Consider the following 15639-nt stretch of genomic DNA (forward strand, 5'->3'; position numbering starts at 1 on the left):
AATTGAGTGGAAATAATAAATCAAAATTTAGTCTTGCTTTTAGTTAGTTTCACTTACCTCTATTTCATCTTTTATTTTTATGCTTTCTACTACTTCTTTTAGAATTGATGCCTGTGTTGAAAGTTCCGATGCGGCTGCTGCGCTTTCTTCTGCTGTTGCTGAATTAGTTTGGACAACTGCTGAAATCTGCTCAACACCTTGTGTAACCTGTGTAATTGATTGTGCTTGTGTTTGTGATGCTTCAGCAATTTCATTTATCAATTCTGAAGTTTTCTTTGTACTTTCAACAATTTTAATTAAAGATTCTGCTGTTTCATCAACTAATTTTGTACCTTTTTCTACAGCTTTAATTGAACCTTCAATTAATGAAGTAGTATTTTTTGCTGCTTCAGCACTTTTAGATGCCAAGTTTCTTACTTCATCTGCTACAACTGCAAATCCCTTACCAGCAGAACCTGCCCTAGCTGCTTCAACTGCTGCATTCAATGCTAATATATTTGTTTGAAAAGCAATATCTTCTATAGTTTTAATAATTTTACTTATTTCATTTGATGATAGACTAATTTCTGTCATAGCTTCTGTCATTTCACTCATCTTTTGATTTCCACTTTCAACTTCTACCATAGAATTTTTAGATATTTCTTTAGCATTTAATGCATTGCTAGCACTTTGACTAACCTGTTCATTAATTTCTGATATAGTAGCAGAAAGCTCTTGTATTGCACTTGCTTGTTCAGTAGCACCATGAGAAAGAGCTTGTGAACCCTCAGCAACTTGATATGATCCCATTGATACTTGTTCAGCAGATTCATTTATTTTAATCATTATTTTATTAAGCGAATTTATAATATCATTTAATGAATTGCTAAGCGGAATAAGATCTCCACTGTATTGTCTATCAAGTGATACATTAAAATTTCCTTTTGCCATTTCTTCTAACTTGCTTGTAATATCCTCAACAACTTCTCTAAATACTGATACTATAGTTGCTGTAGAGTTTATAAGAACCGCTCCGCTATCGCTGCCTTTAGAAACCTCTGCTTCTGTATGTAAATCTCCTTCTGCTAAAAGTTTTAGTCTTTTAACCGATGCAATAATTGGCTTTGCTATTTGTCTTGACCTATATAATAATACTAATACATTTATGGTTGATATTATTATTATAGCTACAGCAATTTCAACATAACCAGTAATATATCCTAAAACGAAAATAGCTATCATAGCTATTATGTACCCTATTATAAGAACATGTATTTTTTTAAATAATGATTTCATTTTTTCACCTTTACTTTAATATATTTTACTTTATTTAATAGTGATGCAATGGGGACTGTCCCCGTTGCATCCAAAGTTTTGCCAAACAAAAAGAACCGTCCACAAGAACACCCTAGAAGTCCACTAAACACTTATATCTATCTGATTACCTATATTGGGAGATAATGCAATATTTCTTATAATTTCTGTCATCTGTGTAGCACTATCCTTACTTACATCTAAGGCCATTTTCGTTAAGGCTATTCCAGCTGTCTGTTGTACTCTTGACTGGCTCATCACCATTGATAGAGCTCCGATATCCATATAATTTCCTCCTAAATCACTATAATATATTTTTTTCATAGACTCCGTCTCAATAACGACAGAAAAATTTTGCCAATTATACACATCTCATAATCCACTAATCAGAGAAAAGAGTCAGAGCTTTCACCCTGACTCTTTAATTCTACTTTTACTTGTTTATAAATTATCTTAATAACTGAAGAACTTGTTGTGGTTGTTGATTAGCTTGAGCAAGCATAGCTTGAGCAGCTTGAGAAAGAATGTTGTTTTTAGAGAATGTAGACATTTCTTTCGCCATATCAACGTCTCTTATACGAGATTCAGCAGCTGACAAGTTTTCTGAAGATGTTCCTAAATTGTTGATTGTGTGTTCTAAACGGTTTTGATTAGCACCCATAGTTGCACGTTCATCAGATACCAATTTAATAGCATCATCTATTATTTTAATTGCAGCAGTTGATGTAGCAGCATCAGTACCCAAATCAGCGATACCACTTGTTGCAAATAAACCAGATGTTGTCATATCTGCAAATGTTACATCAATACTTTGAGTAGTATTTGCTCCGATTTGAAGTGTAAATACACCCGCTGTTCCACCTGTTTCATCAAGTAAATTTTGTGTATTAAATTGAGTTTGTGTAGCTATCCTATCAATTTCTTTAATAAGCTCAGCATTTTCTTTTTGAATTTCTCCTCTATCATCTGCTGTATTAGTATCACTTGAAGATTGAACTGCAAGTTCTCTCATTCTTTGAAGAATTGAGTGAGTTTCATTTAAAGCACCTTCTGCAGTTTGAATCATTGATATACCATCTTGAGCATTAGCTGATGCTTGATCTAATCCTCTAATTTGGCCTCTCATTTTTTCAGATATTGCCAATCCAGCAGCATCATCCCCAGCTCTGTTTATTCTCATACCTGAAGAAAGTTTTTCCATTGATTTGTTAGCACTGTTTGTGTTGATGTTCATCATTCTGTTTGCGTTCATTGCACCTAAATTGTGGTTAATTATCATTTTATTTCCTCCTGAAATTTTTTAAGTGGACATCCTGTCTCACTGATTAGTTTTTTATTACTTTTGCTTTATTATCAATTATCTTAATAATTGAAGAACTTGTTGTGGTTGTTGATTAGCTTGAGCAAGCATAGCTTGAGCAGCTTGAGAAAGAATGTTGTTTTTAGAGAATGTTGACATTTCTTTCGCCATATCAACGTCTCTTATACGAGATTCTGCAGCTGACAAGTTTTCTGAAGATGTTCCTAAATTGTTGATTGTGTGCTCTAAACGGTTTTGATTAGCACCCATAGTTGCACGTTCATCAGATACCAATTTAATAGCAGCATCTATTGTAGCAATTGCAGCAGTTGCTCCAGAAGCAGCAGTACCAGAACCTAAATCAACACCACTAACTCCTAAACCTGATGCTCCTGCATCCATTTTTGCAAAAGTTACATTAATACTTTGAGTAGTATTTGCACCAATTTGAAGTGTAAATACTCCAGATGTTCCACCTGTTTTATCAAGTAAGTTTTGTGTGTTAAATTGAGTTTGTGTAGCTATTCTATCAATTTCTTTAATAAGCTCAGCATTCTCTTTTTGAATTTCATTTCTATCATCACTAGTATTTGTATCGCTTGAAGCTTGAACTGCAAGTTCTCTCATTCTTTGAAGAATTGAGTGAGTTTCATTTAAAGCACCTTCAGCAGTTTGAATCATTGATATACCATCTTGAGCATTAGCTGATGCTTGATCTAATCCTCTAATCTGGCCTCTCATTTTTTCAGATATTGCCAATCCAGCAGCATCATCCCCAGCTCTGTTTATTCTCATACCTGAAGAAAGTTTTTCCATTGATTTGTTAGAATTGTTTGTGTTGATGTTCATCATTCTGTTTGCGTTCATTGCACCTAAATTGTGGTTAATTATCATTTTATTTCCTCCTGAAATTTTTTAAGTGGACATCATGTCTCACTGATTAGTTTTTTATTGCTTTTGTTTATTATAAATCTTTTTCATTTTTTACACTAGCGCCTGTGTTAAAAACTGTTTTTATACCTTTACAATACATATATCGTATTTTTTTTTATTTTGTTTAGTGTTTTTTAAAATTTTTTTATTTTTTTATAACATCTTTAAACCAAATAAATACAATCATATATCAACTGCTTTATGATATGGCCTTTCTAATCTTTTCAATAAAGTTTCTGCAAAAATAAAATCCATCTCATCATCAATATCTACAGAATGTTCTTTAGATATGACAATTGCAAAACTCTTATCATGATAAATATTATCAGTACTCATTAAATATTCTGTATTAACAATATATATGGCACCATTTATCCTATAGTAAGTAGGTAGTTGCTGTCTCGGAATGTTTATAGTATCTTTATTTAAGAAATTTACCATTGAACAATTCTCTGACAATGTATTTGACCAAAGTGGAGAATGATCAACTTCGCATACCGAAACAACCGTATTTGCGCTTTTTTCCTTCATTTTATTAAATGCTGCTATTATATCATCCGATGTTCTAAGTGGTGATGTCGGTTGAAGTATAAATACTACTTCAAAATCTTTACCAATATTTTTATACTTTATTATAGCATCCTTCACTACATCTAAAGTTGAAGATGCATCTGTTGCAAGGTAACTACTTCGAAGGAATGGAACACTCGCACCAAATTCACGAGCTATTTTTGCATATTTCTCTGAATCTGTAGATACAAATATTTCATCAAATAGCTTAGACTTTATCGCCGCTTCAATTGTATAAGCTATTAATGGTTTGTCATTAAATAACCTTATATTTTTATCTTTAAGACCTTTCGATCCACTTCGAGCTGGTATAACTGCTAAGATTTTCTTGTTATTATACATTCGATATCATCCTCATACTATTATTTATTATTCTATAGATTTTACTAAAACAAAAGCTTCTGCACTATCAGCCCCTATAACAGCTCCTCTAATAGTTCCATATGCTCTTATATTTCTTACGCTTCTTGGAAATGGATGTTCTGATACTTCGCTCTTAAATATACTAGCAATTTCTACTTTCTTATCAATATATTCAGAAATATTAACATAATAATTTGGTTTAAATGCATCCTCATAAAAAGAAAAATCCGTTTCAGAAGGTGTTTCCATCATAAGTACTTTTTTTATAAAAGGGTACCTGAAATTTTTAGTGCATGAGTAACATAATTTAAAAGTAATTCTATGATCAGAATGAACATCTTTATAATAAGGTAATATCAAAATACTTGGTTGTACATCATTAAAAACTTTACTTATTTTCTGAATAAGTTCAGACTCAAAATATGTATCTAGTCCAGAAGGTTTTAAATTAAGATTATAATATCCATTTAAACCATAGGCATTAATCATATTATTAATTTCATTATCTCTTTTTTTAATATTAAAATCACTGTACCCATATGATGAAGTCATATGAGTCATATTTAAAACAAAAACCTCATTGCCTTCAGCTTTTTTTCTAAGCATTAACCCCCCTGAACCTAAGGTTTCATCATCAGGATGAGTAGCTACAATTAAAAATTTATCCATAATTCACCCCTAAAATAAATCTATATCACTCATAGTTAAATACCAGTTGTTATAATCAAATAAAACTTCTTTATTCTTTTCAGAGTTGTCTCTGACTATAAAATGAAAAATCTTATTACTTTTATAAAATTCAAATTCTTCCAATACTTTAAACAGTTCATTGTCATTAAACCATGTATTAACTTCCGAAACATTTTGAATTTGAAAAGATGAAAAAGCAATATTAAGTAATTCTTTTAAAATATTTTCATTTAGCACAAGTATGTCAACTATATCTCCTATTAAGGTCGAATCAATAGTATAAGTTTTTGTAACTAAATATCCTAAAACCTTATCATTTTCAATATATGAAAATATTTTATATTCATTAATTGGATTAAATATAAACCTCCAATTTAAATATTCCGAATTTCTACATGTAACAATTCTGTATTCATTTACCATATCTATGAAGAAATCATCAAATCTTTTATCGAATTTTTCAAGAATAACACAATTGTTATTTTTTTTATAATTTAAATTAAACTTTTTTGATTTAAACATAGGTATTTCTTTTATTAATTCAAAATTAAGTTTATCTGTAAATCCTTTAACTGAATTTTCATTTGGAACTCCATATATTACATCTAGTGTGCTTTTTTCGAACAATTGCTCTGCTAGTTTTGTAAATAATCCTTTGCCACGGTAATAAGGATCGGTCATTGTAGTCATACTTAATGCAGAATTATGTTTTTTACCATCAATAAATATTACAGTAGGAGAAACAGCATAATGTGCTGCCAACCTACACTTATTCCATGCAAGATTTATTAAATTGGTATTCATATTAGGATTGTCTAAATATCTCCACTTCCAATAGATATACGTTAATTGTCTATTAAATGCTCTGTTAAATAGTTCAATTATAAATTCTTCATCACCACACTTATATTCTCTTAAAGAAAATTCCATCTTAATTTTACTCCTCTATTGTTCTTTCTTTACTTGCAAGTTTAATTTTCCTTATTATCTAAATATTCATTAATTTGCAAATCATAAAAAGTTTTTTCTTGTAATTGTTTTGCAATTATTTCTTTTTTTATAGTATCAATTATAGATTTTGAAGTATTTTTGTTATCGTATGGATTATTTATTTTTTGCAATTTAGATTTCCTTATTACTAAATTAAGTTTCCTATATACATCATCTCTATTAGTCTTACAATTAATAATGGATTCACACTGTATTCTGCCATCTTGCCTTTTCCCAATGTTTATCGTATATGTACTTAAGCTTGGAACCTCAATAATACCACTTGATGAATTACCAACGACTGCTTTTACATATTTTACTGTACTTAAATATTTTAGTGTTCCAAGTGAAAAAAATACAATAGAATTCATAGGATGACTCAAAACATATTGATCTATCATGTCATTTATAATTCTGCCACCTGTATCTGAATTGCATTTTGTAAATATTATCCTTAAACCTTCTATTCTATCAAAACCCAATAGGATTTCATTGAATTGATCATACGCAATGCTAGGTTCAAGAGATAGCGGATGAAATGTACACAATATCGTCCTATCATTAATATGAAAGTTTAATTCTTTTTCTAATTCTTCCTTAGATAATAATTTTAGTGTTTTAATATTCTCTATCCCTAGAGATCCTACATTAAAAACTCTATTTGGATTTTCACCTAATTGAATTACTCTTTTTCTATAATATTCTGTTGAAGTAAAATGTAAATAGCTCATTTTTGTGATGGCATGTCTAATCATATTATCAATGGTTCCTGCCCCTGTCTCTCCACCATAAAGATGAACTATAGGTATTTGAGCTACCATAGCTGCACTAGCAACTGATAATACTTCATATCTATCCCCTAATAAAATTACTAAATCTGGACTTAATCTTTCAAATGAATCCGCAAACCCTATCATACATATACCCATTGATTTAGTAATTCCTTGAGCAGTATCTGAACTTAATAGCATCTCTACTTTTTCATCAATCTTAAAACCATCATTTTCAATTTCTTTATAAGTCAAACCAAATTCTGGTGAAAGATGCATTCCTGTTACTATTAATTGCAATTCTAACTCATAGTCATTGTTTATAATATCAATTAACGGCTTTAATATACCATATTCTGCTCTATTACCAGTTACAACACATAACTTTTTCATAATTACCCCTATAATTAAACCACATATATTAAATATTAAATTATTTTTAAAATTTTAATATTCTATTAACTCATCTTCTTCAAAGTCTCTAATTGCATTTAGCCCTATTATTTCAAACCATCGCATTGGGCTTATACCATTCCCTGGTCTTTTAACAGTTAGATTATCTTCAGTAAAGATTTCTCCTTTTTTTATGCTGCTTTTTGCGATTATACTTTTCCTTGCAATATCCATATTCTTCTGTTCAGATTTTGCAGGCACTTTATCACCGTTACCTATTGATAATTCAACGTTACGAATTGCGCTAACCATAGCTTTTAATTCACCTGGTTCTAAACTAGCTTTGTGATCAGGTCCCTCCATATTTCTATCAAGTGTAAAATGCTTCTCTATTACAGTAGCACCCATTGCTACTGCTGCGATTGGGATTTCAATTCCTCTTGTATGATCCGAATACCCTACTGAAACATTAAAACTATTTTTTATAGTAATCATTGCGTTTAAATTTACGTCTTTATATGGTGCTGGATATTCCGTCGTACAATGCAGTACTGTTATATCACCTGCACCATTATTTCTTAATATTTCTAATGCATTTCTAATATCCTCAATGGTACTCATACCTGTAGATAAAATAATTGGCTTATTTAATTTAGCTATTTTTATTAAGTATGGTAAATTTGTAATATCTCCTGATGGAATTTTCCACATTTTCATATCAAGACTATTCAAAAAATTAATACTATCAAAATCAAATGCTGTGGAAAGAAATTCGATTTGCTTTAATTTACAATAATTCTGTAATTCAACAAAATCATTAAAAGATAATTCAAGCTTGCTAAGCATTTCTAGCTGACTTTCATCATTATTTGTTAGTTGTTTTTGATATTCAGCTTTACAAGCACTCTTTGTAACAATATTTTTCGACACAAATGTTTGAAATTTTATACAATCTGCGCCAGATTCTTTTGCTTTATCAACCAACTTTTTAGCATTTTCAAGGCTTCCATTATGATTAACTCCTGCTTCCGCTATTATATAAACACTCATCTAGGTTTAACCTCCTTGCATGGATTTCCATAGGCTATAATTGAATCATCTATGTTATTCAATACAACGCTTCCCATTCCTATAGTAGTATTATCTCCTATATTTACCTGTTGCTTAATTACACTTTTTGCCCCTATGTGAACATTTTTACCAACATGAACTTCTCCACATAAAACTGTACCTGGTGCAATATGTGAAAATTCACCAATAACACAATCATGTTCTACTGTTGAAGAAGTATTAATAATAGACCCCTTACCAATGATCGAACCAGCGTTTATAACTACATTTTTTCCAACGTAAATTCCACTTTCCATTTTTACATACTGACTTACTATAGAAGTTAGGTCTAAAAAATTAGGTATCTCAAAGCCTATTTCTTCAATCATATTATATAATTTAATACGTTGTGAAGGATTTCCAATGCTACCGAGTGTCACAAAGGCATAATTATATCCGCTTTCATATAATTTAACTAGATCATTATCACATCCAATAGTACTGATACCAAAAATATATTTTCCGATATTTTCAGATTTATCAATTATACTAATTTCTGAATACTGATTTAATTGTAAGAGAGTATCCAATACTGATTTACAATGTCCTCCCCCACCTATTAAAAGTAATTTTTTACTCATCATATTCTAACCTTTTTCTCATATTTTCCATTTCATCCAACTGACCCATATCCATCCAGGAACTTTCACCAATTGGATAAACTCCAATTTTTTCACCAGCTTGCCTGTACTTTTCTATTATATCAGGAAACCCTATAGGCATATTATCTTCTAATTCATTAATTATTTTAGGTTCTACTATATACATACCTGTGTTTGTAAAAAAAGATAGCTCTGGCTTTTCCTTCATACTTTCTATCTCACCATTTTCACTTATTTCAATTACACCATAGGGTATTTTAATTTTTTTTAAAGAACACACCATGGTAATTAAATTTTTTTCTTTTATATGGAAATTGTACATCTTTTCATAATCTTCGTCTATAATAATATCACAGTTTGAAAGTATAAATGTAGAATTAATTTTATGTTTTAGAAGGCTTAATCCACCTCCAGTTCCAAGAGGAATATCTTCATCAATGTATGCTATTCCATAATTTTTTTCTACTTCACTAAAGTAGGCTTTTATCATATTTTTCTTATGATTAACTATTAAATGAAATTTATCACTTCCGTATTTATGGAATCTATTAATAATATGTTCTATTATTGGAATTTCACCAATTGGAATTAATGGCTTAGGTAATATTTTAGTATAAGGATAAAGCCTTGTACCAAAACCTCCAGCAATTATTACAACAGGTACATTCAGCTTTTTTCTGTTATTGATTTTCTTATCGTTCCAACAAGTAACTGATATTATCTCCATATAATCATCAACAATTGGAACGGCCTCTATTGAATACTTTTTCATATATTCTTTTGCATTATCTTTATCTTTTTCATATAAAAATTTTGGTGAATAATTTGCTATATTTTTGACTTTGGCTTCGAGATTTCCTTTTTTGAGAATCCACCTTCGAATGTCTCCATCAGTTAAAGCAGCAACAAACTTTCCATCACTGACAACAAAAAGAACTTTTTTAGCAACTTTATCTAAAAGAGCCATAGCCTCAATCATTGTGCTTTCTTCATCTATTAAAAAATCTCTAATCTCCATATTACCCACCTCTTATGGTTTAAAAAATATTATTATTGAGGTTTTTTCAAACAATCTACAACATTTAACAAATCCTCTTTTGTCAAATTTGTACTGCAAGGGATATTGACTACATTTTCTATATAATACTTTGCTTTTTCTATTTTATATGTTTGACTACTTAAATATGGTTTCTGATCACTAATCAAGCCCCATATTGGCCTTGATTGTATATTATTTGACGATAAATGCTTAATTATTTCATCTCTATTTAGAGGATATTCCTTGCTACATTCCAATGCATAAAACCAATAATTACTCCTAATATTATCTTTAAAACAAATAAGCGATAACCCTTTTATATCCTGAATGTTTTCTTTATAAAAATTATAATTTTCTTTCTTAATGTTTATGAAACTTTCTAATTGCTCTAACTGTGCTAAACCAAGAGCTGCCTGCAAATTTGTCATTCGATAATTATATCCTATTTCATCATGAGTATAATACAATTCATCACTTTTGGCTTGGGTAGTTAGATGTTTAGCCTTGTTCAATAACTCCATATCGTTTGTAACTATCATACCACCACCACCAGTAGTGATAATTTTATTACCATTAAATGAATACACCCCAACATTACCTATTGTTCCAGAATATTTGTTTTTATATTTGCCTTCAGTATAATAGGTTCCAATTGATTCGGTAGCATCTTCAACTACTTTTAAGTTATACATATCTGCTATACTCATTATTTTTTCCATATCAGCCATATTACCAAACACATGAACAATTAACACTGCCTTGATATGTTTCTTAGTCTTATTATTTATAAGTTTACCTGATTTAAAGCTACACTCCTTTTGACAAAACTCTAACAGTTTGTCTGCATCCATGGTGAGCGAATCATCACAATCCATGAATACTGGTTCCGCTCCAATATATTTAACTGGATTAACAGCAGCTATAAATGTTAGTGTTGGTACAATAACTTCATCTTCTCTTGTTACCCCACAAATTTGAAGAGCTATATGCAAACCAGATGTCCCATTTTGGCACGATACTGCTCCACATACTTTAACATATTCCGCTACTTTTTCTTCAAATTCTTTGACATATGGACCACCAGTTGATACCCATTCAGTTTCAATGGCATGTGTTATATAATCTAATTCTTTTCCCTTTAAATTAGGAACAGAAAGAGGAATAAATTTTTTACTCATATTATCTCCTCCAATTAAATATTATAAATATCTGATTTATATTTATCTATATTATTTCTGAAAAACTCTATAGTTTCAGCTAACCCTTGCTCAAATGTATACTGTGTTTTCCAATCAGTTAATTTTTTAATTTTTTCATTAGACCCAAGCAATCTATTCACTTCACTCTTTTCAGGTCTTAACCTTTGCTCATCACATCTAATTTTTGCATTAGGATTAATTTGCCTTATTAATTCTTTGGCAAGCTGTTCTATTGATATTTCCTGTTGAGTTGCAATATTAATTTCTTCACCTACAGTTTTATCTGATTTGGATATCTCAATAAACCCATTAACCGTATCTTTAACATAGTTAAAGTCCCTAGTTGGAGTTAATGATCCAAGCTTAATTTCCTCTTTTCCTGAAAGCAACTGTGTGATTATTGTAGGAATTACTGCTCTTGCGGATTGACGAGGTCCATAAGTATTAAATGGTCTTACTATAGTAATAGGCATATTAAAACATCTATAAAATGATTCTGCCAATCTATCTGCACCTATTTTTGTAGCAGAATATGGAGATTGTCCTTGAAATGGATGATTCTCATCTATTGGAACATATTGTGCAGTACCATAAACTTCTGATGTTGATGTAACAAATACACGTCTTGTGTTTAAATCTCTTGCTGCCTGCAATACATTTAATGTCCCTTTTATATTTGTATCAACATACATATCTGGTGAATGATAGCTGAATGGAATTGCAATAAGAGCTGCAAGGTGAAAAACCTCATCAATTCCATGCATCGCTTCTCTTAAACCATTAGGATCTCTAACATCTCCTTGAAAAATCTCTATTTCATTTAAGATTTCTTTTGGAAGTGTATCAAGCCATCCCCAAGTATTAAATGAATTATAATAAACAAATGCTTTTACATTTTTTCCTTGTCTTACTAATTCTTCTGTCAAATGACTTCCTATAAAGCCATCTGACCCAGTAACTAGAATTTTATTCATAGTATTCAACCTCTAATTTCTTTTTTAGCAAATATGCAAAAATTAACATATAATCAATAATATTATATACTGTTACTACTTATATATTCAACAATATCTGAATTCATTTCATCATAAATTGGCTTAATCATATCCATATCCTTAATACATATATCTATAAACTTTCCAAAACCCTCTAATACTCTTCTGGCTTTTTTGTCTGGATTTCTATCATTATTTAAGCTAACTATACTATCCGCCAACATCTCATATTGAACTCTATTCATAGGAAGTATAAATGTTTTATAGAAATAATTATGTTCAATTTTTCTTAGTTCTTTATCAAGATTTAAATATAAATTTTCAACATTAGTATATCTTCTATTATTTATAGCTTTTTCTATTTTACTTAGTATTTCTTTGTATTCTTTGTTTATCTTTAAGGCATCATTATAAGCTTTATCCATGAGTTTAGATTGAGACTCTAAATGCTTTTTATCATAACTTGTTTTATTTATATCCAATGAATTTCCTTCTACCATCTTCTCATTTAAACTTTTTTCCATTATCTCTTTTAATTCTATAAACTCTGTTCCTTTGATGTTTGCTCCACCTTTAGTTGTATTAACAACATTTACATTTGAAAAGAGTTCAATATAACTTTCCATTTGTAGTCTCATTGAATTAAATCCGTCATTGGTTAGTATCTCGTTTCCATAAACATCCTTAACCCATATACCCTTTTTTATTTCTTCATCAGTAAGGTCTCTGCTATAGGAGATTCCTTCTGAATAACGTTCTTTGCCACGAAACCCAAGATTTTGCCCTACTAACAAAACATTGCTAAAACCCAGGGTACACAATAGTTGCATGGTAACTACTGCAATAGATGGAGCATCATATACTATACTTATACTCTCATCACTTTCACTTTTTAAATAATATCCTGCTATTGAATCTTGACTTGTTATAATATGATATTTATTCCCTAAATAATTTTCTAGAGTTTCATATCCTACTGATGAACCAAATATTAAAGGAATATCTTTAATCCCTTTTTCCTTTATAGACTTAAATACTTTTTGATTAATAACTGATGGGTCATAGGTACAAGCTGCATCTGGATTTATATTATTATAAATAAGAGTATTTACAGCTGAACCTACGCTAAATATATATGCCAAACCTTTATCCTTGATAGTTCTCAAATTTTCAATTTCTTCATTTAAAGATGGTCCTGCTGCTACTAATATAGCCGTTTTACCTTTAAATTCACCACTCTTTTCCATTATTATATTTGGAGTTGATAAAACATCTCTTAGGTTTTTCATGCTATTTATTATCCATCTTTTTTGATAAGCAAAATTTGCTAGCATTGATCTTCTTTTATTTTTAATTAACTCCTTATATTTATTTAAAAATGCACTATACTGTTCTTCAAAAACATTTGCATAAATTGGCAACTCCATTATGACGATTTTCTTATCTGTTTTCTTTAAAAGCACCTTAAAAAAGTCATCTAAAATTTCTTGTTTATACTCGCATTTTAGTATTTCTAAATTGCGTAAAAGTGAACTTTGAATATTATATTCTTCAAGAAAATATCGAAATATCTCTATAGATGGTTCATAAATAGAAAATGATGTATTGGGATACCTTTTTATAAATACATCTAGGTGATAACCAAGACCTATTCCATAAAAAATAACGTGTGTATCTTTATCAACATTTTCTTCTTCTAATTTATTTATAATTGACTCTGCTTCTCGAAAGGGATTATATTTGCTATGCAAATAAATACACCCATTGTCTTTTTCAATTTTTACTGTTTTTTGATTATTTTTAGTATTTTCTATGGTAATATTACTTTGAGCTTTATTTTCTTCTATTTTTTTCAATTCAGTATACAATTCTGGGTGGTTTCTTTTAAGAAATATAATATTATCTGCTAACATTTTTGTCTACTCTCCAAATGTTAAAAATTCTAATTTTTTTAACATAGCTTCAAATACAGGCACTATTTCATACAAAGTAATATCCCCAATTAATATATTGTCTTTTCCTAAAATTGCATTCTCTAGCTCAGGAATAATATTATGAAGTTTTGATATCTCTTGAACATACTCATTCCAAATATCATAATCATTTACTACAGTATCTAAATTATTAATAGAATTAATCTGAGTTTGAGATTCCATAATCCACTGAATACCTTCAAATAAATCTGATAATTCAGACCAAGTGTTTTCACTTGGTCTTTGATAAAATTTTTCTGCCAGTTTATTAATTATTGGAATTGCATTCTTTACATAATTATAAGATGACAAAATCATTTCTTTAATCATCTCGTCAAGAGTTAAAACAACAACTTCTACTTTTTCTATATTTTTAATATTTTCATTAATATAGTTATAAAAATCATCATATATGACCTCACCATCAATAATCAAATGAGAAAATTGCAAATTCTCTTTTTTCAAAAGTTCATCAATGCTATTCAATATTTGTTGAGTAATCTCCAATTTATTTTCGAACTCTAATATTTTGTTTTGTATTTGAATGTACATAATTCACCGACCCCTTTATCTTTTCCTTGATAATACAATATTATTTTTCTACTAAGCACCTCACGTTATCTTACGAATAAAAAAATATATTTCTTAAACTTTAATATTTAATACTCTTGAAGTTTCATTATCTTGGAAGTTATTTTGTTTTATAATTATTAACTCTTCATTTATTTTTTTACGTATTTCTTTATCCATTTCTATTACTTGCTGAATAGACTTTTCAATGTCCCCTTTTATGTCTTTAATTATTTTTGAATCTTCACTAAATATTTCTCTAGATTTTAATTCATTAATCTTTGCATCAATTAAATCAATAGATTCTTTATACTTTTGTCTTTTTTGAATCATTTCATTTATTTTATTAAAATCTATTTTAAAAGAAAGCGACAAAATTTGTTTCGTATAATTTCTTAAATTTTCAATTGCTTCTAGTTTTTCCTGCAATAAATTTATCATATTTCACCTTAATTCTTAGAAGTTCTTGCTAGTTTATCTGCTTGTTCCCATGTATCTCTGTAATCTCTTACTAGAGGGAGAATATCCTCAATAGGTTTTGTTTTTCTTGAAAAAATTGCTTTTACTATTTCTCTATTAAAAAAGGAATACATTTCTTTTAATTCATTTGACATTTCATAACTGTAATCTAATGTTATAATTAAATAATTAAATATTTCTCGGCATTTTTCTAAAAGAACTCTTGATTGTTCATATTCATTATTGTCCATTAATATCTTGCTTTGATTTAATTTTTTAATTGCTCCATCAAATAAGCTTAAGAGTAATTCTCCCTTTGTCATTGTATTTACTGATGTTTGTTTATATTGTTCATATGGATTTAACATAATGTACCTCTGTCTTTTTTTT

The 15639-nt window shown here is 29.3% G+C and carries 17 protein-coding genes; all 17 read right to left on the reverse strand.

All coding sequences use genetic code 11. The features are described from left to right. Positions 1-39: 39 nt before the first annotated feature. The 17 genes from J2Z76_RS07645 to fliS all read right to left on the reverse strand — a co-directional run bounded on the left by J2Z76_RS07645 (position 40) and on the right by fliS (position 15617). A complete protein-coding gene (locus J2Z76_RS07645; protein ID WP_209511447.1) occupies positions 40-1275 on the reverse strand; it encodes a methyl-accepting chemotaxis protein in 1236 nt (411 codons plus the stop codon). Between the two features lie 123 nt (positions 1276-1398). After that, positions 1399-1578 (reverse strand): YjfB family protein, encoded by a 180-nt coding sequence (locus J2Z76_RS07650; protein ID WP_209511448.1) that lies wholly within the window; start codon positions 1576-1578, stop codon positions 1399-1401. A gap of 163 nt (positions 1579-1741) precedes the next feature. After that, positions 1742-2572, reverse strand: a complete 831-nt coding sequence (locus tag J2Z76_RS07655; protein WP_209511449.1) for a flagellin N-terminal helical domain-containing protein — start codon at positions 2570-2572, stop codon at positions 1742-1744. 78 nt (positions 2573-2650) lie between these two features. Then, complete coding sequence (locus tag J2Z76_RS07660) at positions 2651-3487, reverse strand: flagellin N-terminal helical domain-containing protein (RefSeq protein ID WP_209511450.1); 837 nt, start codon at positions 3485-3487, stop codon at positions 2651-2653. Positions 3488-3709: 222 nt separating this feature from the next. Next, the gene (locus tag J2Z76_RS07665) at positions 3710-4438 is read right to left on the reverse strand and encodes an acylneuraminate cytidylyltransferase family protein (protein WP_209511451.1); all 729 of its coding nucleotides are present in this window, start codon (positions 4436-4438) and stop codon (positions 3710-3712) included. Positions 4439-4465: 27 nt separating this feature from the next. Then, a complete protein-coding gene (locus J2Z76_RS07670) occupies positions 4466-5128 on the reverse strand; it encodes a PIG-L deacetylase family protein (RefSeq protein ID WP_245210381.1) in 663 nt (220 codons plus the stop codon). Between the two features lie 9 nt (positions 5129-5137). After that, positions 5138-6079 (reverse strand): GNAT family N-acetyltransferase, encoded by a 942-nt coding sequence (locus tag J2Z76_RS07675; protein ID WP_209511452.1) that lies wholly within the window; start codon positions 6077-6079, stop codon positions 5138-5140. Positions 6080-6120: 41 nt separating this feature from the next. Next, positions 6121-7302 (reverse strand): UDP-N-acetylglucosamine 2-epimerase, encoded by a 1182-nt coding sequence (gene neuC / locus J2Z76_RS07680; protein ID WP_209511453.1) that lies wholly within the window; start codon positions 7300-7302, stop codon positions 6121-6123. A gap of 54 nt (positions 7303-7356) precedes the next feature. Then, complete coding sequence (neuB, locus tag J2Z76_RS07685; RefSeq protein ID WP_209511454.1) at positions 7357-8352, reverse strand: N-acetylneuraminate synthase; 996 nt, start codon at positions 8350-8352, stop codon at positions 7357-7359. Then, on the reverse strand, positions 8349-8993 hold the full coding sequence (locus tag J2Z76_RS07690) for an acetyltransferase (RefSeq protein WP_209511455.1): 645 nt from the start codon (positions 8991-8993) through the stop codon (positions 8349-8351). Before J2Z76_RS07690 ends, neuB begins: the two co-directional genes overlap by 4 nt. Beyond that, a complete protein-coding gene (locus J2Z76_RS07695) occupies positions 8986-10032 on the reverse strand; it encodes a sugar phosphate nucleotidyltransferase (protein ID WP_209511456.1) in 1047 nt (348 codons plus the stop codon). The genes J2Z76_RS07690 and J2Z76_RS07695 overlap by 8 nt, the downstream gene beginning before the upstream one ends. Before the next feature lie 32 nt (positions 10033-10064). Next, complete coding sequence (locus J2Z76_RS07700) at positions 10065-11231, reverse strand: LegC family aminotransferase (RefSeq protein ID WP_209511457.1); 1167 nt, start codon at positions 11229-11231, stop codon at positions 10065-10067. Between the two features lie 14 nt (positions 11232-11245). Next, on the reverse strand, positions 11246-12226 hold the full coding sequence (locus J2Z76_RS07705; RefSeq protein WP_209511458.1) for an NAD-dependent 4,6-dehydratase LegB: 981 nt from the start codon (positions 12224-12226) through the stop codon (positions 11246-11248). Positions 12227-12288: 62 nt separating this feature from the next. Next, positions 12289-14160 carry a motility associated factor glycosyltransferase family protein gene (locus J2Z76_RS07710; RefSeq protein ID WP_209511459.1) on the reverse strand — a complete coding sequence of 624 codons (1872 nt, stop codon included), beginning with the start codon at positions 14158-14160 and terminating at the stop codon, positions 12289-12291. A gap of 6 nt (positions 14161-14166) precedes the next feature. Then, positions 14167-14772: a hypothetical protein gene (locus J2Z76_RS07715; protein WP_209511460.1), complete on the reverse strand. Its 606-nt coding sequence runs from the start codon at positions 14770-14772 to the stop codon at positions 14167-14169. A 93-nt stretch (positions 14773-14865) separates the two neighbouring features. Continuing rightward, positions 14866-15231, reverse strand: a complete 366-nt coding sequence (locus J2Z76_RS07720; protein ID WP_209511461.1) for a hypothetical protein — start codon at positions 15229-15231, stop codon at positions 14866-14868. An 8-nt stretch (positions 15232-15239) separates the two neighbouring features. Next, complete coding sequence (gene fliS / locus J2Z76_RS07725; protein ID WP_209511462.1) at positions 15240-15617, reverse strand: flagellar export chaperone FliS; 378 nt, start codon at positions 15615-15617, stop codon at positions 15240-15242. Positions 15618-15639: the final 22 nt, after the last annotated feature.

Origin of the sequence: Sedimentibacter acidaminivorans, from assembly GCF_017873955.1 — a bacterium.
GTDB classification, from domain to species: domain Bacteria; phylum Bacillota; class Clostridia; order Tissierellales; family Sedimentibacteraceae; genus Sedimentibacter; species Sedimentibacter acidaminivorans.